Source organism: Gluconobacter sp. Dm-44, from assembly GCF_018256175.1.
Classification (GTDB): Bacteria; Pseudomonadota; Alphaproteobacteria; order Acetobacterales; family Acetobacteraceae; genus Gluconobacter; species Gluconobacter cadivus.
This window is the reverse complement of the sequence record NZ_JAERLZ010000002.1, coordinates 80,925-98,789: the sequence shown is the minus strand read 5'-3', so window position 1 is coordinate 98,789 and position 17,865 is coordinate 80,925. Positions and strand designations below refer to the sequence as shown.

General features: G+C 59.8%; 19 protein-coding genes and 1 tRNA gene. 11 read left to right on the top strand and 9 right to left on the bottom strand.

Annotated elements, in window-relative coordinates; translation table 11 throughout:
- Nucleotides 1–91: 91 nt before the first annotated feature.
- The 9 genes from hisG (at nt 92) to JK213_RS03485 (ending at nt 6,376) form a co-directional block, all read left to right on the top strand.
- Nucleotides 92–817 carry an ATP phosphoribosyltransferase gene (gene hisG, locus JK213_RS03525; protein WP_408869882.1) on the top strand — a complete coding sequence of 242 codons (726 nt, stop codon included), beginning with the start codon at nt 92–94 and terminating at the stop codon, nt 815–817.
- Nucleotides 817–2,109 (top strand): histidinol dehydrogenase, encoded by a 1,293-nt coding sequence (gene hisD, locus JK213_RS03520; RefSeq protein WP_194261044.1) that lies wholly within the window; start codon nt 817–819, stop codon nt 2,107–2,109. Before hisG ends, hisD begins: the two co-directional genes overlap by 1 nt.
- On the top strand, nt 2,109–2,549 hold the full coding sequence (locus JK213_RS03515; protein WP_194261043.1) for a hypothetical protein: 441 nt from the start codon (nt 2,109–2,111) through the stop codon (nt 2,547–2,549). Before hisD ends, JK213_RS03515 begins: the two co-directional genes overlap by 1 nt.
- A gap of 127 nt (nt 2,550–2,676) precedes the next feature.
- Complete coding sequence (locus JK213_RS03510; RefSeq protein WP_194261042.1) at nt 2,677–3,969, top strand: DEAD/DEAH box helicase; 1,293 nt, start codon at nt 2,677–2,679, stop codon at nt 3,967–3,969.
- A 166-nt stretch (nt 3,970–4,135) separates the two neighbouring features.
- Nucleotides 4,136–4,354, top strand: coding sequence for a translation initiation factor IF-1 (gene infA, locus JK213_RS03505; protein ID WP_007282896.1), 219 nt, complete (start codon nt 4,136–4,138; stop codon nt 4,352–4,354).
- Nucleotides 4,355–4,367: 13 nt separating this feature from the next.
- On the top strand, nt 4,368–5,024 hold the full coding sequence (locus JK213_RS03500) for a nucleoside triphosphate pyrophosphatase (RefSeq protein WP_194261041.1): 657 nt from the start codon (nt 4,368–4,370) through the stop codon (nt 5,022–5,024).
- Nucleotides 5,021–6,064, top strand: a complete 1,044-nt coding sequence (locus tag JK213_RS03495) for a ribonuclease E/G (RefSeq protein ID WP_194261040.1) — start codon at nt 5,021–5,023, stop codon at nt 6,062–6,064. Before JK213_RS03500 ends, JK213_RS03495 begins: the two co-directional genes overlap by 4 nt.
- Nucleotides 6,061–6,240 (top strand): DNA gyrase inhibitor YacG, encoded by a 180-nt coding sequence (locus JK213_RS03490; protein WP_062032836.1) that lies wholly within the window; start codon nt 6,061–6,063, stop codon nt 6,238–6,240. The genes JK213_RS03495 and JK213_RS03490 overlap by 4 nt, the downstream gene beginning before the upstream one ends.
- A 60-nt stretch (nt 6,241–6,300) precedes the next feature.
- Nucleotides 6,301–6,376: transfer RNA gene (locus JK213_RS03485), tRNA-Phe, on the top strand.
- A gap of 253 nt (nt 6,377–6,629) precedes the next feature.
- Here JK213_RS03485 and JK213_RS03480 read toward each other — a convergent pair.
- Entirely contained in the window at nt 6,630–7,082 is a 453-nt protein-coding gene (locus JK213_RS03480) for a MarR family winged helix-turn-helix transcriptional regulator (protein ID WP_194261039.1), read from the bottom strand.
- A gap of 67 nt (nt 7,083–7,149) precedes the next feature.
- Here JK213_RS03480 and JK213_RS03475 point away from each other — a divergent pair, with 67 nt between their 5' ends.
- Entirely contained in the window at nt 7,150–8,640 is a 1,491-nt protein-coding gene (locus JK213_RS03475; RefSeq protein ID WP_349291790.1) for an FAD-dependent oxidoreductase, read from the top strand.
- A gap of 41 nt (nt 8,641–8,681) precedes the next feature.
- On the opposite strand, the gene ctlX is transcribed toward JK213_RS03475, so the two are convergent.
- Both ctlX and JK213_RS03465 read right to left on the bottom strand, forming a co-directional pair.
- Nucleotides 8,682–9,611, bottom strand: coding sequence for a citrulline utilization hydrolase CtlX (gene ctlX, locus JK213_RS03470; RefSeq protein WP_211571280.1), 930 nt, complete (start codon nt 9,609–9,611; stop codon nt 8,682–8,684).
- Nucleotides 9,612–9,648: 37 nt separating this feature from the next.
- On the bottom strand, nt 9,649–10,665 hold the full coding sequence (locus JK213_RS03465) for an ornithine cyclodeaminase (RefSeq protein ID WP_211571279.1): 1,017 nt from the start codon (nt 10,663–10,665) through the stop codon (nt 9,649–9,651).
- Between the two features lie 125 nt (nt 10,666–10,790).
- Here JK213_RS03465 and JK213_RS03460 point away from each other — a divergent pair, with 125 nt between their 5' ends.
- Complete coding sequence (locus tag JK213_RS03460; RefSeq protein WP_010505571.1) at nt 10,791–11,210, top strand: Lrp/AsnC family transcriptional regulator; 420 nt, start codon at nt 10,791–10,793, stop codon at nt 11,208–11,210.
- Nucleotides 11,211–11,272: 62 nt separating this feature from the next.
- On the opposite strand, the gene JK213_RS03455 is transcribed toward JK213_RS03460, so the two are convergent.
- From JK213_RS03455 to JK213_RS03430, 6 genes are all read right to left on the bottom strand, one after another.
- A complete protein-coding gene (locus JK213_RS03455; protein ID WP_194261036.1) occupies nt 11,273–11,704 on the bottom strand; it encodes a hypothetical protein in 432 nt (143 codons plus the stop codon).
- Between the two features lie 167 nt (nt 11,705–11,871).
- Entirely contained in the window at nt 11,872–12,897 is a 1,026-nt protein-coding gene (gene gap, locus JK213_RS03450; protein WP_194261035.1) for a type I glyceraldehyde-3-phosphate dehydrogenase, read from the bottom strand.
- Nucleotides 12,898–12,964: 67 nt separating this feature from the next.
- Nucleotides 12,965–14,365, bottom strand: a complete 1,401-nt coding sequence (locus JK213_RS03445) for a sugar porter family MFS transporter (RefSeq protein ID WP_194261034.1) — start codon at nt 14,363–14,365, stop codon at nt 12,965–12,967.
- Between the two features lie 108 nt (nt 14,366–14,473).
- Nucleotides 14,474–16,123, bottom strand: a complete 1,650-nt coding sequence (locus JK213_RS03440; RefSeq protein WP_194261033.1) for an electron transfer flavoprotein-ubiquinone oxidoreductase — start codon at nt 16,121–16,123, stop codon at nt 14,474–14,476.
- A gap of 43 nt (nt 16,124–16,166) precedes the next feature.
- Nucleotides 16,167–17,093, bottom strand: coding sequence for an electron transfer flavoprotein subunit alpha/FixB family protein (locus JK213_RS03435; RefSeq protein ID WP_194261032.1), 927 nt, complete (start codon nt 17,091–17,093; stop codon nt 16,167–16,169).
- The gene (locus JK213_RS03430; RefSeq protein ID WP_194261031.1) at nt 17,093–17,854 is read right to left on the bottom strand and encodes an electron transfer flavoprotein subunit beta/FixA family protein; all 762 of its coding nucleotides are present in this window, start codon (nt 17,852–17,854) and stop codon (nt 17,093–17,095) included. The genes JK213_RS03435 and JK213_RS03430 overlap by 1 nt, the downstream gene beginning before the upstream one ends.
- Nucleotides 17,855–17,865: the final 11 nt, after the last annotated feature.

Below are 17,865 nucleotides of genomic sequence, written 5' to 3'. Positions count from 1 at the left end.
TTTGAAACCGCGCAAGGCTTGGGAAGACTCCGGCTTCGTGATATGCGCTGCCGTTCCCAGTGCCTGCGGACAGCCAAGGACCAGACGTCGCATGACAGCGCTCCAGACCGACCCCCCGATCATGACCCGGAACGGAACGGACACGACCGCGCATCATCATACGCCGCTCATCCTCGCTCTTCCGAAAGGCCGCATCCTCAAGGCGCTCGCCCCGGTCCTGACGCGAACGGGCATCGAGCCCGACCCGGACTGTCTGACCGAAAGCAGCCGCCGCCTGCGCTTTGGCACGTCCGATCCGAATCTGGATGTCGTGCGGGTCCGTTCCTTCGATGTCGCGACCTTCGTCGCCTATGGGGGGGCGGATATCGGCGTGTGTGGCGCGGATGTGCTGATGGAATTCGACTATCCGGATATCTATGCCCCGCTCGATCTGGGCATCGGGGGCTGCCGCATTTGCGTGGCGCGCCCGAAAACCATGGTCGAGGATCCGGCAACAGGCCAGTCCCGCCTGCGCGTCGCCACGAAATACCCGACCATTGCCCGCCGCCACTTCGCGTCCCGCGCCATCAATGCCGAGATCGTGCATCTGAACGGTGCTATGGAACTCGCGCCAACGCTGGATCTGGCGAGCGTGATCGTTGATCTGGTCGATACCGGCTCCACGCTGCGCGCCAATGGCCTGATGGAAACCGAGACTATCGCCCATGTCACGAGCCGCCTGATCGTCAACCGCGTCGCGCTCAAGACCCGGCCTGAAGAAATCAGCGCCCTGATCGAGCGCTTCCGCACAGCCCTCGCCACGGAGGGTACGGTCTGATGAAACGCCTCGATACATCCGCTGCCAGTTTTTCCGCAGACTTCGCCACGCTGCTCGCCGCCCGTGGAAGCGACGAACGCAGCGTGGCCGAACCGGTCCGTGCGATCCTCGCAGACATCCGCAGCCGGGGCGACGAGGCCCTGTGCGACTATACCGCGCGCTTCGATCGGCTGACGCTGCCCGCTGACAAACTCCGCATCAGCGCCGAAGAAATCGCCTCCGAAGCCGCGCGCGTGCCCTCGGACCTGATGGCTGCCCTCCGCACGGCCGCCCGCCGGATCGAGACGTTTCATGCGGCCCAGATGCCCAAAGATCTGGATTTCACGGACGAAGACGGCATCCGCCTCGGCATGCGCTGGACGCCGCTGGATGCGGTCGGACTCTATGTTCCGGGCGGCAAGGCAGCCTATCCGTCCTCCGTGTTGATGAACGCTCTGCCCGCCCGTGTGGCTGGTGTGAAGCGGCTGGCCATGTGCGTTCCCGCCCCGGACGGCGTGCTGAACCCGGTGGTTCTTGCAGCCGCGCAGCTTTGCGGCGTGACGGAAATCTACCGCATTGGCGGCGCTCAGGCCGTGGGCGCCATGGCGTTCGGTACGGACCTTATCGCCCCGGTGGACCGCATCGTAGGTCCCGGCAATGCATATGTCGCAGAAGCCAAGCGGCAGGTCTTTGGCCATGTCGGCATCGACAGCATCGCCGGGCCGTCCGAAGTCGTGGTCGTGGCTGACGGGCAGAACGATCCGCGTCTCGTGGCCCTCGATCTGCTCGCGCAGGCCGAGCATGACGAGCAGGCTCAGGCCATTCTCGTGACGACGGATGCTGCCTTCGCAGAGCGCGCCGCCGAGGCCGTCCGCAAAGAGTTGGAAACCCTTCCCCGTGCGGCCATCGCCTCAAAAAGCTGGGACGATCATGGCGCGGTCATTGTCGTACGCTCGCTTGAGGAAGCCGCCGAGATCGTCAACGCACTGGCGCCCGAACATCTGGAAGTCATGCTCGACGCCCCGCGCGACTTCTCGGCGATGGTCCGCCATGCGGGTGCGATCTTCATGGGGCGCAACTGCCCCGAAGCCGTGGGCGATTACGTCGGCGGTCCGAACCACGTCCTGCCGACCAGCCGCACGGCGCGGTTCGCCTCCGGCCTGTCGGTGTTCGATTTCATCAAGCGCACCACCACCATCGAAACCGATGAAGCCGGTCTGCGCCGGATCGGACCCGCGGGTGTGGCTCTGGCAACCGCCGAAGGACTGGACGCCCATGCCCTCAGCCTGTCGGTCCGGCTGGAAAAGAACTGATGGCCGGCCTGTCGATCGGTGACCGTGTTTCGGACCTCAAGGGCACGCATGACGGCAGGCTGGTCGATATCGACGGCACCACCGGCTATGTCGAGCAGGCCAATGGCGTGGAAGTCGAATTTCCGCTGAGTCAGCTCAAGCCTTATGAAGAACCGAAAATAGCCGAAGAGCGCACGCTCTCCGGCCCCCTGCGGGACCGCCTCCTGAACCCGGCGCAGAAAGCGCTTTTGGCCTCCATCCCCGCGACGCTGCTTGCCGCTATTGCAAAAAGCTATGACGCGGGGAGCGACGGTCCGGGATCGCGCACGCCGTTTGCGGCCCTTCCGGAGTCCAAACGGCTTGAGGCCATCCGCATCTATCTGCCGTCACTTCCGCAGAGGCTTCTGGCGTCACATATGAATCTGGTCGTCGCCATGCGCGATATTTCCAAACTGTCCTGATGGGCTGAGGCTGCATGCTTTTCAGCCGCGTTGACGGCAGGAAGCATCATTCGTACAAGCCCGTTTTCTGAATCCGCGAAGCCCCATCAGGCGCAGCTTTACTCAGCGCCGGAGGCGCCGCTTTATTATGTCCGTAACTTTTGCCGATCTCGGCCTTGCGTCCACGATCCTTCGCGCTCTGGACGACGCAGGCTACGTCAAGCCGACACCCATTCAGGCCCAGTCCATTCCGTTTCTGCTGGAAGGTCGCGATCTGCTCGGACTGGCGCAGACCGGCACGGGCAAAACAGCCTCTTTCGCGCTCCCTTTGCTGCACCGGCTTGCCGAAACCCCGCGCCCGGCCCCTAAAAACGGTGCGCGCATTCTGGTTCTGGCGCCCACGCGCGAGCTGGTTTCGCAGATTGCAGACGGGTTCGAGAGCTTCAGCCGTCACCAGCCCGTGCGTGTCACCACGATTTTCGGTGGCGTCAGTCAGGTGCATCAGGTCAAGGCTCTTGAAGAGGGCGTGGACATCATCGTCGCCGCACCGGGACGCCTGCTGGACCTGATCGAGCAGGGCCTGTGCGATCTGTCGCAGCTTGAGGCACTGGTGCTGGATGAAGCCGACCAGATGCTGGACATGGGCTTTGCCAAGCCCATCGAACGCATTGTCGCAACGCTCCCCGCAGACCGGCACACGGTGCTGTTTTCCGCGACCATGCCGAAATCCATTACGGCCCTCGTCGAGAGCCTCCTGCGCGACCCGGCAAAGGTCGAGATCGCACCTCCCTCCACCACGGTGGACCGCATCGCGCAGTCGGTCATGTTCCTGGATGCGTCCAACAAGAAAGCGGCTCTTCTGTCCCAGCTTCAGACGCCGGGTATCGGTCAGGCCGTCGTCTTCACATTGCAGAAGAACATCGCCAACGAGGTCTGCACCTTCCTGACGGAGTCCGGCATCACGGCGGAAGCGCTGCACGGCAACCGGTCGCAGGGCCAGCGCGAGCGGGCGCTGAATGCATTCCGCGAGGGTGACGTGCAGGTTCTGGTGGCGACCGATATCGCGGCGCGCGGCATTGACGTCGATACGGTCACGCATGTCATCAACCATGATCTGCCGAGCCTGCCGGAAAGCTATGTCCACCGGATCGGCCGCACGGGCCGTGCGGGCCGCAGCGGCTTTGCCATCACGCTGTGCGATGCCGAACAGCGCGCCTGGCTGCATGCCGTGGAGCGTGAGATCGGCCGGACTCTAGACGTTCATGACAGCCATGAATGGCACTGCGAAAAGGCCCGGAACTCCACCATGCGCCCGCCCGTGCTCGGCGGCGGTCCGGTCAAGCAGGTCAAGCCGCAGAAGGTGCGCGAACGCCGCATCTGGACTGAGGAAGAAAAGATGGCCGCCCGCGCCGCGGCTCAGGGCGTTAGCAAAGCCTCCTGAAAACCACGCCCGACCGGCATAAAAACCGCAAGAATCCCGGGACAGGGGCCGGTCGCGCTTGACCTTTCGGCTGACAGTCCGCACATAGCGGGCTGGATTTTCTGGCTCCGCACCGGAGCCACTGCCGCGCGCAGATCATTACCCTGTCCCTGAAGCAAGGATTCACATGTCAAAAGAAGACCTGATCGAGTTTACCGGCACCGTCATGGAACTGCTCCCCAACGCCATGTTCCGCGTCACGCTCGACAACGAGCACACCATCCTCGCCCATACGAGCGGCAAGATGCGCAAGAACCGCATCCGCGTTCTGGCCGGTGACCGTGTCAACGTCGAAATGACGCCCTACGACCTGTCCAAGGGCCGGATCACGTTCCGCTTCAAGTAAGACAGTCCGCCGCATGACCGCATCCCCGTCTTCCGCAGAAGGGTCATCCGGCCTTTTGGACCGTCCGAAGCTCGTTCTGGCCTCCGCCTCCCCGCGCCGCCTGAGCCTGCTGGAACAGATCGGCATCGTGCCCGACGCCGTCGTCAGCGCCGATATCGACGAAGAACCGCGCCCCGGCGAACTGCCGCGTCCGCTTGCGCAGCGCCTCGCCCGCCAGAAGGCGGAGCATGTGGCCGCGCAGCGCACGGATGCCGCATTGGTTCTCGGCGCGGATACCGTGGTGTCGGTCGGTCGGCGCATCCTGCCAAAAGCCGAAGATGAAAAGACGGCCCGCGCCTGCCTGAAGCTGCTGTCGGGCCGTCGGCACAAGGTTCTGACCGCTATTGTCCTGCGCCCGAGCGCGAGCTGGCCGCAGGGCAACTCCTGTGAACGGCTGGTGGAAACCGCCGTCATCTTCCATCGCCTGACGGATGCGCAGATCGATGCCCTGATCGCGCAGGGGGACTGGAAGGGCAAGGCGGGCGGTTATGCCATTCAGGGCGCCGCCGCCGCCCATATCCGCCAGATTGGCGGCAGCTACTCCGCCGTTGTGGGGCTGCCTTTGTTTGAAACCGCGCAGCTCTTACGCGGACAACCGATGGGCAAACCTTCGGGTGGCTGGATCGCATGACTGAAATCCGCGCAGCCTGTTCTCCGGGCGAAGTGCGGATTGCCGTTACCGACCATGATACGCTGCTGGACGTCGCACTCTGGCGTCCCGGCTGCCCGGATGGTCTGGAAGACTGGCACGTTGTCCGCGTCCAGAAGGCCGCCCCGGCTCTGGGCGGCGCATTCGTTCTGTTAGAAGATGGGCAGAGTGGTTTTCTTTCCACCCGCGATGCCCTGATCGAAGGGGTCCTGATCGCAGCCCGCGTCAGTCGCTCGGCCCAGAACGGCAAAGGCTTACGTCTGCGTCGGGCCGACATGCCTGCCGAAGCAGCTTCCGCCCCCAAACTGCTGGAACACGGCCCGACCCCGCTGGACGAACTGGCGGACCGCTATCCGGATGCGCCGATCTTCGTGGACGATCCGGGTATTGCGGCAAAACTGCCCATCCGGCTGCGTCCGCGCCTTCAGCGCTGCCAGCAGGCGTTCGATGGCGCACTTGAATCCGATTTCGACAGTCTTTGCAGTTCCGATGCCGATCTGGGTCTGCTGACCGCCAGTTTTTTTCCGACTCCCGCCCTGATCGCCATCGACCTCGACAGCAGCGGCGCTCCTGACTTCAAGGGAAATGTCGCAGCTTTTCCAGACCTTGCCCGGCAGATCCGCCTACGGAACCTGTCAGGCACGATTCTGGTCGATCCGGCGGGTGTAAAGACGCGCAAACGCCCCGCTCTGGTCCCCTTCCTGCGTGAGGTTCTGTCCGGCGACCCGCTCAAACCTGAAGTGCTCGGCGCGACCCCATCCGGCCTGCTGGAACTGACGCGCCCGCGCCGTCGCCCTCCTTTGCATGAACTGCTGTCTTCCCCACAGGGTCAGGCTCTGTCCATCCTGCGGACGATCCTGCGCGAAGACCGCCCCGGCCAGACGCTGACGGCCTCGATCAGCCTCATCAAGGCGCTGGAAAGTGATCCCGAGGCTCTCGCTGATTTCACGTCACGGCGCGCGCGGACGTTAGACCTTGTCCTTGATCCCAACGCCTCCCCTGCAAGCTGGAGCCTGTCATGAGCGAGTCCACCTGCCCGATCTGCCACCGCCCCACAGATCCCCAGTTCCGCCCGTTCTGCTCCCGGCACTGTGCAGACGTCGATCTGGGCCGCTGGTTCAGCGGAACATACCGCGTTCCGTCCTTTCGTCAGGACAATGACGAAGAACAGGACGAATATCGCGACGGAGAGGGTTGATCCCACCGCAATCATAAGCTACATCCCATCTCCGCAACGGGGTTCGCCCTGAAGCTCGGTGCCCAAGTAGCTCAGTTGGTAGAGCATGCGACTGAAAATCGCAGTGTCGGTGGTTCGATTCCGCCCTTGGGCACCATTTATTTCCCCTGAAATCGGGTGCATTCCGCCCTATCAGCAGATGGTCGCTCCTCAGAGCGTAGCGCCTGTCAATCCCCAGTTCCGTTCTGCCATATAAGTTGCTCGATCCCGCGTCGCGATCAGGCCATGCACAATGGCTCGCAACGCGTGGAACCAGTCGAGACCCTGCTCGGCGGCTGTGCGGGGGGACGCAAGAGCAGACAACGTGACGGATTTGGATCAGGATCGGGCCGCAACGTCTGTTTTCGAACTCATCGCATCAGATCGTCAGCGAAGCGTCTCAGAAGCGCCCTCAACTGAGCGAGGTCTTCGTCGGTCCAGTCGACGAGAATGCGGTTCGCCAGCCTCTCGCGCGCTGCGTTGAGCAGGTCGACCATTTCCTGCCCCTTTTCTGTCACTGTCGCTTCCCGAACACGCCTGTCCGTCATGGACGGCTTGCGCTCGATGAGGCCCAGTTCCTCCAGCTTGGTCATCTGTCGGCTGATGGTCGTATGATCGCGGCCCGTCCGATCCGCGAGTTCGACAACACCGATCGGACCATAACGCCATACGCGCGCCAAAAGCGGAAACAGGGCCCGATCCAGCGGAATACCGGCCTCTTCGATCAGGCGATCATCCCGACGCGGCCGGTTGATTTCATCGACCAGATCGATAATTGCGGCATGGAGTCCGCGCAGGATTTCAGAATCGTGTGCATTATTCACGTTTTTCGTTGCCTTCGACGCGGAGCCTATATATGTGAATATTACACATTGATTCGCGGAGCTGCCAGTGTCTTTCGATACAGACGTCCTGATCTCGGGTGCGGGGGCTGCGGGCCTGACACTTGCCATCGACCTCGCCCGACGTGGAATTTCGTTCCGACTGATCGAGCAGAATACGCAGCCGTTCAGCGGGTCGCGCGGCAAGGGCATCCAGCCCCGGACGATGGAGATTTTCGAGGATCTCGGCATCGTTGATCGTGTGGCTGCGGCAGGCGGCCCCTATCCGCCGCTGTGTCAGTATCGCCCTGATGGAACCCATAAAATGTCGCTTCTGACGGAAGCAGACGTCTTCCCGACCGCAGCCGAGCCCTATGCGGCGCCACTGATGCTGCCGCAGTTCGCCACCGAAGCCGTCATGCGGGAGCGGCTTGCCGAACTGGGCCATCATCCACATTTTGGGACGCTACTGACAGGGTTTGAACAGGACGCCCAGGGCGTTACGGCGAGGATCGAACAGGACGGCGGCGAGCAGGTTATCCGCGCCCGGTTCCTCGTCGGGACCGATGGTGGCCGCAGCTTCGTGCGTCATGCATTGGCGATCGATTTTCCGGGAGAAGCACTGGGCGTGCGTGCGATCGTTGCCGATGTGCGGCTGGAGGGGTTGGATCGGTCTGTCTGGCATCGGTTCCAGTTCGGCTCACCCGAAACACAGGTGATGATCTGTCCTCTGGCGGGGACGGACCTGTTCCAGATTCAGGCCCCTGTGGCTCTGGACGGAGAGGTCGATCTGTCTCCGGTCGGGCTGACCGCGCTGATCAAAGACCGGACCGGCAGGGAAGACATTACGGTCCGTTCTGTGTCGTGGTCCTCGGTTTATACGATGAGTGCGCGTCTGGCCGATCGCTATCGGGTCGGGCACGTCTTCCTTGCGGGGGATGCCGCACATGTTCACCCGCCAACCGGCGGGCAGGGCCTCAATACCAGCGTTCAGGACGCCTATAATCTCGGCTGGAAGCTGGCGTCCGTGCTCGCGAGGGCGCCGGAGGCGCTGCTCGACAGTTACGAGGCGGAGCGGCGACCGGTCGCATTGAACATGCTGCGTCTCTCGACGCGGCTGCTTGGGGAAGTCAAGCAGGGCACCATGCGACGCGATCGCGAGGCGCGTCAGCTTGACCTCGGCTATCGCGGTTCATCATTGAACGTGCCCGGTTCGGTGAGCGGCAAAGTGCAGGCGGGCGATCGCGCCCCTGATGCGCCCTGTCGCGGACAGGCCGGGCAGCGGACGCGGCTGTTTGCGGTTTTTCAAGGGTCTCACTGGACCCTGCTCGGTTACGAGGTGCGTGATCGGCCGTTGGTCATCGCAGGTGTTCGGATCGTCACCATTGGCGCGGGGCATGAACTCGTCGATGAAGAAGGCGATATCGCCGAAGCGTACGGAATCGAACCCGGTCAGTGGGTCCTTGTGCGTCCGGACGGTTACATCGCCGGAATTATTCCTTCTGACAATTTGGAGGCGCAGCTTTCGCGCTACCTGGCACACATGCTGCCGCCTCGTTGATCGATACATTCGAGGGGGCATATCGCGGGCGATTTTGGCATTCAGAAGCGCGGTGTCAGATGAACTCCTGCCATCATGCAGCGAACGGAGCCGCCGGCCAGTTCGATGGTTGGGACGTCCAGAGGCAAAAGCGTTGCCGAGCGCTCGATGATCCGGATCTGCTCTGGCCGCAGCGCCTTGAGGGCGCGTCGCGACAGGGCCAGAACACGCCCCTGAGATCCTGAAAGCTCTAAAGCATTTCCTGCAAAGTCATTGATTTGATTAAAGGACAGATCAATGATTTCACGACCATTTTCGGTTAGTCTGTTTCGTACTTCCTGACGACGGTGCAGGTTGCTGATTGTCTCCAGGCTGATCATTGCAAAGCTGGTACCCACACACATCAGCACATTTGTATGATAGATCAGGCGCCCGGCCTCATCTGCCGCGTCAAAAATAATCGGTTCAAAGTTGAAATGGGTGCAGAAGCGCTCCATGGCAACCTCGTTGGTCCGGTTGGATTTGGCCGCGTAGGCAATGCGGCTGATATGGTCGAGGACCATGGCCCCGGTCCCTTCGAGAGACAGGCCGTCCTGCTCCAGTCCGGAATAATCAATGACATCCTGAACGCGGTATTCGTGTTTGAGCATTTCGATGACGTCTCCGCGGCGCTCACGGCGGCGGTTTGGAGAGAACATCGGGTAAATTGCAATATGGCCACCAGCATGAGTGGAAAACCAGTTGTTGGGAAATACGGAATCCGGTGTTTCCTTGGTTTCGTCTTCGAACAGATGGACTTTCACACCGACCTGTTCCAGAGCTTCTGCCGCCCGGGTGACTTCGGCATGGGCCTGTGTCGCAATTTCTGAAGTCGTCCGCGTACCGTCCCGCGTCTGAAAGACGTTGTCCTGTTCCGTTTCCGGATTGGGATGGAAATGGTGCGGTCGGATCATGACCACCGCTCTCGGGGCCTGAACTGAGAAGGACGTCATGACAATATTCCCCTGAAATGCTCTGGAATGACTGAGTTCAGACCTGGTTGAGAAGACCGAAGAGGTTACGGGGGTCTTCCGGCTCGGCCACAAGGTCGATTTCCGTATAAAAATCTGTGCCCAGAATTTTGTCTCTGAGGTAACGCAGCGCAGAGAAATCCTCCGTGGCGAAACCCACCGAATCAAAGATTGTAATGTCCTGTTCGGAGCGGCGGCCCTGAACGTCTCCGGTTATGACCTGCCAGAGTTCCGTCACGGGGAAATCTTGCGGCATCTGCTGAATTTCACCTTCAACACGGGTCTGTTCAGGATATTCTACAAAAACGCGTCCACGGTTCAAAAGCGCGGCCTGCAACTCGGTTTTTCCCGGACAGTCGCCACCGACGGCATTGATGTGAACGCCCGCGCCGATCATGTTATCAGACAGGATCGTGGCCTTCAGTTTGTCAGCCGTCACGGTCGTGATGATATCGGCGCCCGATACGGCATCCTGACTGCTGTTTGCGACGGTGATATCGAGCCCACTGGTCTGCATGTTCCGACAGAATTTTTCCGTTGCGGCAGACTCCACATCGTAAACTCTGAGATGCGTAATGCCGCACAGCGCCTTGAAGGCCGTCGCCTGGAATTCAGACTGCGCGCCGAGACCGATGATGGCCATCACCCGGCTGTTGGGCCGTGCCAGGCAGCGAGCCGCCACTGCAGACGTCGCGGCCGTTCGCAGAGCGGTGAGCAAGGTCATTTCAGAAAGCATGAGCGGATAGCCGGACTGCACATCTGACAGCACACCGAATGCCGTAACGGTCTGGAGGCCTTTGCGCGTATTCCTGGGATGACCGTTAACATACTTGAAGCTATAGAGCGCGTCATCGGCCGTTGGCATCAGTTCAATCACACCATCGCGGGAATGGCTCGCCACGCGCGGCGTCTTGTCGAATTCCGGCCAACGGCGGAAGTCTTCTTCGACATAAGTGGCCAGTTCCGTCAGAAATGTTTCTACCCCAACCGAACGTATCAGCTGGATTAGGTTTTCGACGCCGACATACTGGACCATGATCTCTCCTGCTTTCTGCTGTGGGATGATGGTGCCTTCACGATATGCTGGTTAACATAATCAATATGATATAAAATATGAAAAAAATCATTCATATTGCTTTATGAAATATGGCATAATGACGCATGTATATTTTTGACGACCTTGATCGTACCCTTATCTCCATTCTGCGTGAGGATGGGCGGGCACCTGTCGCCAAGCTTGCATCCATCATCGGCGTATCACGCGCGACTGTTCAGGCGCGGCTGGATCGCCTGTTGGAAAATGGCTCCATTTTAGGGTTTACAGTTCGGGCGCGTGAACATCACGACGATATCAGGGCCATTATGCTGATCGAGGTTGCAGGAAAATCGACCACCTCAGTGATCCGCGCCCTGCGATCCATTCCGGAGCTCTATACGCTTCACACAACGAATGGTGCTTGGGACCTTATTGCGGAAATTCGGACAGATACCCTTCAGAATTTCGATCGTGTTCTGAGGGAAGTTCGTATGACCGATGGTATTCTCAATTCAGAGACCAGCCTGATGCTCAGTTCCATTTAAGAGCACCAGTTCATCAAGTTTATGGGGCTCGTTTATTTTGGTCCGTTTTGGTGGGATCGTAGTTAACGATGATGCCGCTTGGGTTGGCACGACAGGAGGTTGATACCAGCGGAATCGTCAAAACGGTCCGGATGCGCCGTGAGAGGCATGGACACGACATCGTCGCTCCGATGGTCGGCATAGACGAACTTCCAATAGTGAAACCGGGCATCGAACCAAGGATTGTCATCAAACATCTCGTCCCATTCCAGCAGGTCACGCCGCAATGGCGATCCGACGCCGTTGCTCTGTGTCCAGACCGCCGACTTGCAAATCGAGGCACGTTCGACGCGCACGATCAGCCGCCCGTTGAGAGATGCTTTTCCATCAAGCTCCTCGTTGAGCACAATGTTGAGGTTATGGGTTAACTCCTCCAACGATTCCGGCTTAGCTCCTGCGAAGGCCGTGCCGCCGATAGCAACGGCAAAAATCAGGCTGAGAAAAACGCGGATCATTGATTTTGTCCTTTCGGAAATGACATAGCCTCGTCATAGCGGCGCGCGCCACCGGCCAGTGTTTATTCCCAAGAAGGCAAAAGCAGCTACAACTTATCCGCAAAACAGGTGAAAACGGTCATTCCGTTTCTTTTTCAAAATGGACGACTTACCAAAGTTGCCTGCGCTCAGTCAGATTGCAAAGCCATAAAAACGGCGGTGTCGATCATCCTGTTCGAGAAACCCCATTCATTATCATACCAGCTACAGACATGAACCATTTCACCATTCCGGATGAGGGATGTCTGTGTCGCGTCGAAATTGGAGGACGCGAGACTGTGATTGAAGTCACTGCTGACCAGCATGGCGTCGCTATAATCCAGTATGCCTGCAAGAGCCCCTGTGGCCGCATCGTGGAAGACGGCATTGACCTCATCTACGGATGACGGCGCGCGCGACGGCATGAAATCGAGTGCGACCATCGAGACATTTGGTGTCGGCACACGCAATGACGATCCGGAAAGCCGGCCCTTGAGATGTGGCAGGACAAGATCGATCGCTTTGGCTGCGCCTGTGGAGGTTGGCACCATATTCAATCCGGCGGCGCGGGCGCGCCGCAGGTCCCGATGTCTGCGGTCCACGATCTGCTGGTCGCCGGTGTAGGAATGAACGGTCAGCATGTAACCGCATTCGATTCCGAACGCTTCGTCCACGATCTTTACAAGCGGCGCGAGACAGTTGGTTGTGCATGAACCATTCGAGACAACGGTCATGCCCGGCCTGAGAGCCCCATGATTTACGCCATAGACGATCGTGGCATCCACATCACTCGCGGGCGCAGAGATAAGGACTTTTCGCGCCCCCGCCTGTAACAGGGGTTGTACGGCCTGTTTCGATGTAAACAGCCCTGAACATTCCATGGCGACATCCACGCCATCAAGGTTCAGCGCCGCTGGATCACGCTCTGAGGAAATGCGGATCGGTCCGTAAGTCCGGCCCTGTGCCTCGATCGTCAGATGGTCGCCTTCAAGACGGACCTTCCCTGAAAACCTGCCGTGAATGCTGTCGTAAACCAGCATGTGAACCTTGTCTTCGACACTGCCAGGACCATTGATGACAACGGGAACGATGTCGGTCCGACCGCTCTCGATAATGCTTCTCAGGGTCAGACGCCCTATCCGTCCAAATCCATTGATCCCGATCTTGACTGCCACGATACTGTCTCCGTTTGGGGGCCCGATGTCAGGGCCTGTTTTTATGTGAGGGAGGAGGAACCTGTGCTTACAGGCCGATGCGGTTGAGGGATTTGCCCGCCATGAGATTCCGCTCGATCTGCTCAAGCGAGACGCCCCGGGTTTCGGGAACGAACTTCATCGTCACGAAAATAAAGACGAGATTGAGCAGCGCGTAGAGCCAGAAGGTCTGGGCATTTCCCATCGCCGTGAGAAGCGACAGGAATGTAAGACCAACAATCATGTTGGTGCCCCAGTTGGTGAAGGTGGAGCAGGCGATACCGAAGTCTCGCCCCTTGATGGGCTGCACTTCAGAGCACAGGATCCACACCAGAGGCCCGGCGGAAAAGGCAAACCCGACGATGAAGCACAGCAGCATCGCGACAGCCGCGTAACGCGCCAGATCGCTGTTGCCCGTACCGAAATAGAGCAGCATGCCGACCGTAAACATGCCCAGCGCCATCATGACGAAGCCTGCAATCAACATCGGCCGCCGCCCCCAGCGGTCGACATATCCAATGGCGATGAAGGTGGAGAGCACATTGACCAGCCCCACGATGACCGTGCCCCAGAGCGCGGCGCTGGTGCCGAAACCCGCCATCTCGAAGATGTGGGGCGCGTAATACATGACCACATTAATGCCGGTGAACTGCTGGATCGCCTGAAGAGCCACGCCCAGATAGACCGCACGGCGGAAATTGGGGTTCTTTTTGAAGAGTGTATAGCCACCGTCAGACTGGGCAAGCTGCTCGCGGATCTCGACGATTTCGTCACGGGCATGCGCATCATTGCCGCGCAGACCGTGCAGGACGTCAAAGGCCTCGTCATGCCGTCCACGCAGGACCAGCCAACGCGGGCTATCCGGCAGGAACAGCACGCCAATCAGAAACAGCACGCCGGGAATTCCCACAATTCCGAGCATCCAGCGCCATGACCCGGAATATGCCAAAAGCGCATCGGAAATGAACGCCACCAGAATGCCAACAGTAATCATGAGCTGATAGACGGAAATCAGGGCGCCACGATGCTGCTGATGCGCAATTTCCGAAATATAGAGCGGTGCCGTAAAGCTTGCGACACCGATCGCCAGACCGAGGGCGACGCGTCCGCCGATCAGCAGGGCGACAGATGGTGCCAGAGCGCACAGCGCCGAGCCGGAAATGAAGAGCAGCGCCGAAATGATCAGCAGCTTTTTGCGCCCTAAAACATAGGAGAGCCGACCGCCAAACAGCGCCCCCAGCGCCGCGCCGACCATCATGCCGGAGACGATGCACTCCTTGCCGAAATCATTAACCTGAAACTCGATCCCGATAAATTTCAACGCCCCGGATATGACCCCAAGGTCCAGCCCGAACATCAGACCCGCCACCGCAGCCAGTGTGGCTACAAGGGCACTTCTGCCGTTGAGTGAAACGCGCGGAATGCTTTGTACGACGCCAACGTCACTCATGACCATCTTCCTCTTCTTGATCGTCTTGTATGATCGGAAGAAACACTTCGGCAGGCATGGATTCCGAACCCTGCATGGATGCCGTTACTTTGATCTGAACTGTAAAACTTACATATTCGGGTAATTTGGACCGTCCCCGCCCTGCGGCGGCGTCCAGACGATGTTCTGGGATGGGTCCTTGATGTCGCAGGTCTTGCAGTGCACGCAGTTCTGGAAATTGATCTGAAAGCGCGGCTTGCCCGCATCTTCGACAATCTCGTAAACCCCGGCCGGGCAGTAGCGCTGTGCAGGTTCGGCATAGACCGGCAGATTTACCGTGATCGGAAGATCAGGATTCCTGAGCTTCAGATGACAGGGCTGGCCTTCATGATGATTGGTGAACGAAAAGGCCACATTGGTTACCCGGTCAAAGCTGAGCTTTCCATCTGGTTTCGGATAGGCAATGGGCGAAAAATCCGCCGCCTTTCCCGTCGCCGCGGCATCGGTCTTGTGATGATGGAGCGTTCCGAATAAAGGCGCGCCGATTACAGACGCCGTCCACATATCCAGACCGCCCAGCACAATCCCGCCCGCAAGCCCGTATTTTTCCCAGAGCGGCTTGACGTTACGAACGGTCTTGAGGTCGCGGGCGATTGGTCCCTCCCTCAGGGCTGTTTCATAAGCTCTGAGTTCATCGCCGCTCCGCCCCTTTCGGATTGCCGCATAAGCAGCTTCGGCAGCATGTATCCCTGAATAAATGGCGTTATGACTGCCTTTGATGCGCGGAACATTTACAAGCCCCGCCGAGCAGCCCAGCAGCGCACCCCCGGGGAAAACGACTTCCGGGATCGACTGCCACCCTCCTTCCGAAATCGCGCGGGCGCCATACGCAATCCGCTTTCCACCTTCCAGCAGCCTGGCCATCAGCGGGTGATGCTTGAAACGCTGGAATTCCCGGTATGGGTCCAGATAGGGATTTTCGTAGCTCAGATGCACGACGAACCCGACACAGACCTGATTGTTGTCGAGGTGATAGATGAACGCGCCGCCACCTGCATTGCGCCCCAGCGGCCATCCCATCGTGTGAACGACCGTGCCGGGTTTGTGCTTTGCCGGGTTTACCTCCCAGATTTCCTTCAGGCCGATCCCGAATTTTTGCGGGTCCCGACCATCCGACAGGCCGTAACGCTCCATGATTTGAAGCGATAAAGACCCGCGCGCACCTTCGGCGATCAACACATATTTTCCGGCGAGAATCATGCCGGGTTCGTAATTTTCTCCCGGCGTACCGTCGGCATTACGACCGAATTCTCCGGCGACCACGCCCCGGATCTCGCCCCTGTCGCCATAAACAAGTTCACTGGCCGCCATACCGGGAAAAATCTCAACGCCCAGCGCTTCTGCTGTCTCGGCAAGCCAGCGACAGACATTCCCCAGCGACACGATATAATTGCCGTGATTGTTCATGAAGGGCGGCATGAGCCAGTTGGGCAGACGTGTCTGTCCCTTCTCGCCGAGGACGTAAAAACTGTCTGTCTGCACCGGCACGCTGATCGGCGCGTTCATGTTTCGCCATTCCGGTAGCAGAACATCAAGCGCGCAAGGATCAACAATCGCCCCGGAGAGAATGTGCGCGCCAATCTCGGATCCCTTGTCCAACACAACAACGGACAGGTCCGGGTCAAGCTGCTTGAGACGGATGGCCGCGGACAGGCCTGCCGGGCCGCCACCGACGATGACGACGTCATACTCCATGCTTTCGCGTTCAATGGTCGTCATGAACGTTCTCCCTGTCCGAAGGTGATGCCGAGGCTGCGCATGGTCAGATCTTTGCCGTCAGTTCGGGCAGGATGGTGAACAGATCCCCGACCAGCCCGTAATCGGCGACTTGAAAGATCGGGGCGTCCTCATCCTTGTTGATCGCCACGATCACGCGGGAGTCCTTCATGCCAGCGAGATGCTGGATGGCGCCCGAGATACCAACTGCGATGTAAAGGTCTGGCGCCACAACCTTGCCGGTCTGGCCGACCTGCCAGTCATTCGGCGCATATCCCGCGTCCACCGCCGCACGGCTTGCGCCGACCGCGGCACCGAGTTTGTCAGCGAGCAGGGTGATGGTATCGAAGTTTTCCTTCGATCCGAGACCACGACCACCGGACACGATGCTTTTAGCCGATGTCAGGTCCGGGCGTTCGGAGGCGACCGTCTTGTCTTCGACCCACTGCGACAGACCGGGATCGGCCGGAACGCTAACTGCCTCGACAGCAGCACTTCCACCACCCTGAGCGGCCGTGAAGGCCGCCGTGCGGATTGTGAAGACTTTCACCGGGTCAAAGGACCGGATCGTCTGGATCGCATTGCCCGCATAGATCGGACGCTCGAACGTGTCGGCGTCATGTATGGCGGTCACTTCGGAGAGCACCATAACATCCAGCAGGGCAGCGACGCGCGGCAGCACGTTCTTGGAAAACGCCGTTGCTCCAGCGGCGATGTGGCTGTAATGCGCTGCCAGCGAGACGACCAGTGCGCTCACGGGTTCGGCAAGCCCGTGCGCCAGAGACGCATCGTCCGCCAGAAGAACCTTCGACACACCCGCCAGCTTCGCCGCTTCATCGGCGGCTGCCGCGCAGTTTTCGCCTGTAACAAGAACATGCACGTCTCCCAGCGTGCCAACCGCTGTCAGGGCCTTGGCGACCGTATCCGTCCCGAGGCGCCCCTCGGTGACTTCGGCAAGTAGCAGAACGGACATCACAGGACTCCTGCTTCATTTTTCAGTTTCGACACCAGTTCATCGACGGAGCCGACTTTCACGCCCGCCTGACGCTGCGGCGGTTCGACCGTCTTCAGAACCGTCAGATGCGGGCGAACCGCGACGCCGAGCGTGTCGAGTGACAGCTCTTCAAGCGGCTTTTTCTTCGCCTTCATGATGTTGGGCAGCGCCACATAGCGGGGTTCGTTCAGACGCAGATCCGTCGTCACCACGGCAGGAAGCTTCAGTTTGATGGTCTGAAGACCACCATCGACTTCACGGGTCACCAGCGCAGATCCGTCCTCGACCGTGAGGGCGGAAGCGAACGTGCCCTGTCCCCAGCCCAGCAGGGCGGCGAGCATCTGGCCGGTCGCGTTCATGTCGTTGTCGATCGCCTGCTTGCCCGCGATCACGAGGCCGGGCTGTTCGTTCGTCACGACCTTACTCAGGACCTGGGCCACCGTGAGCGGCTCCAGATCCACGTTCACATCATCCGTCACAGTGACGAGAATGGCGCGGTCCGCCCCCATCGCAAGGGCGGTCCGCAGTGTGTCCTTCGCCTGCGCAACCCCGATGGAGACGGCGACCACTTCGGTCGCAACCCCTTTTTCCTTGAGACGAATGGCCTCTTCGACCGCGATTTCGTCAAAAGGGTTCATGGACATCTTGACGTTCGCCAAGTCAACGCCAGATCCGTCCGGACGGACGCGGATGCGGACGTTATAGTCGACGACCCGTTTCACGGGGACGAGGATCTTCATGATACTCTCCG

Bases quoted from the DNA above. Each gene is read 5' to 3' on its own strand.
- hisG (WP_408869882.1), top strand. From the start codon at position 92: ATGACAGCGCTCCAGACCGACCCCCCGATCATGACCCGGAACGGAACG.
- hisD (WP_194261044.1), top strand. From the start codon at position 817: ATGAAACGCCTCGATACATCCGCTGCCAGTTTTTCCGCAGACTTCGCC.
- JK213_RS03515 (WP_194261043.1), top strand. From the start codon at position 2,109: ATGGCCGGCCTGTCGATCGGTGACCGTGTTTCGGACCTCAAGGGCACG.
- JK213_RS03510 (WP_194261042.1), top strand. From the start codon at position 2,677: ATGTCCGTAACTTTTGCCGATCTCGGCCTTGCGTCCACGATCCTTCGC.
- infA (WP_007282896.1), top strand. From the start codon at position 4,136: ATGTCAAAAGAAGACCTGATCGAGTTTACCGGCACCGTCATGGAACTG.
- JK213_RS03500 (WP_194261041.1), top strand. From the start codon at position 4,368: ATGACCGCATCCCCGTCTTCCGCAGAAGGGTCATCCGGCCTTTTGGAC.
- JK213_RS03495 (WP_194261040.1), top strand. From the start codon at position 5,021: ATGACTGAAATCCGCGCAGCCTGTTCTCCGGGCGAAGTGCGGATTGCC.
- JK213_RS03490 (WP_062032836.1), top strand. From the start codon at position 6,061: ATGAGCGAGTCCACCTGCCCGATCTGCCACCGCCCCACAGATCCCCAG.
- ctlX (WP_211571280.1), bottom strand. From the start codon at position 9,611: ATGACGTCCTTCTCAGTTCAGGCCCCGAGAGCGGTGGTCATGATCCGA.
- JK213_RS03465 (WP_211571279.1), bottom strand. From the start codon at position 10,665: ATGGTCCAGTATGTCGGCGTCGAAAACCTAATCCAGCTGATACGTTCG.
- JK213_RS03460 (WP_010505571.1), top strand. From the start codon at position 10,791: ATGTATATTTTTGACGACCTTGATCGTACCCTTATCTCCATTCTGCGT.
- JK213_RS03455 (WP_194261036.1), bottom strand. From the start codon at position 11,704: ATGATCCGCGTTTTTCTCAGCCTGATTTTTGCCGTTGCTATCGGCGGC.
- JK213_RS03445 (WP_194261034.1), bottom strand. From the start codon at position 14,365: ATGAGTGACGTTGGCGTCGTACAAAGCATTCCGCGCGTTTCACTCAAC.
- JK213_RS03440 (WP_194261033.1), bottom strand. From the start codon at position 16,123: ATGACGACCATTGAACGCGAAAGCATGGAGTATGACGTCGTCATCGTC.
- JK213_RS03435 (WP_194261032.1), bottom strand. From the start codon at position 17,093: ATGTCCGTTCTGCTACTTGCCGAAGTCACCGAGGGGCGCCTCGGGACG.
- JK213_RS03430 (WP_194261031.1), bottom strand. From the start codon at position 17,854: ATGAAGATCCTCGTCCCCGTGAAACGGGTCGTCGACTATAACGTCCGC.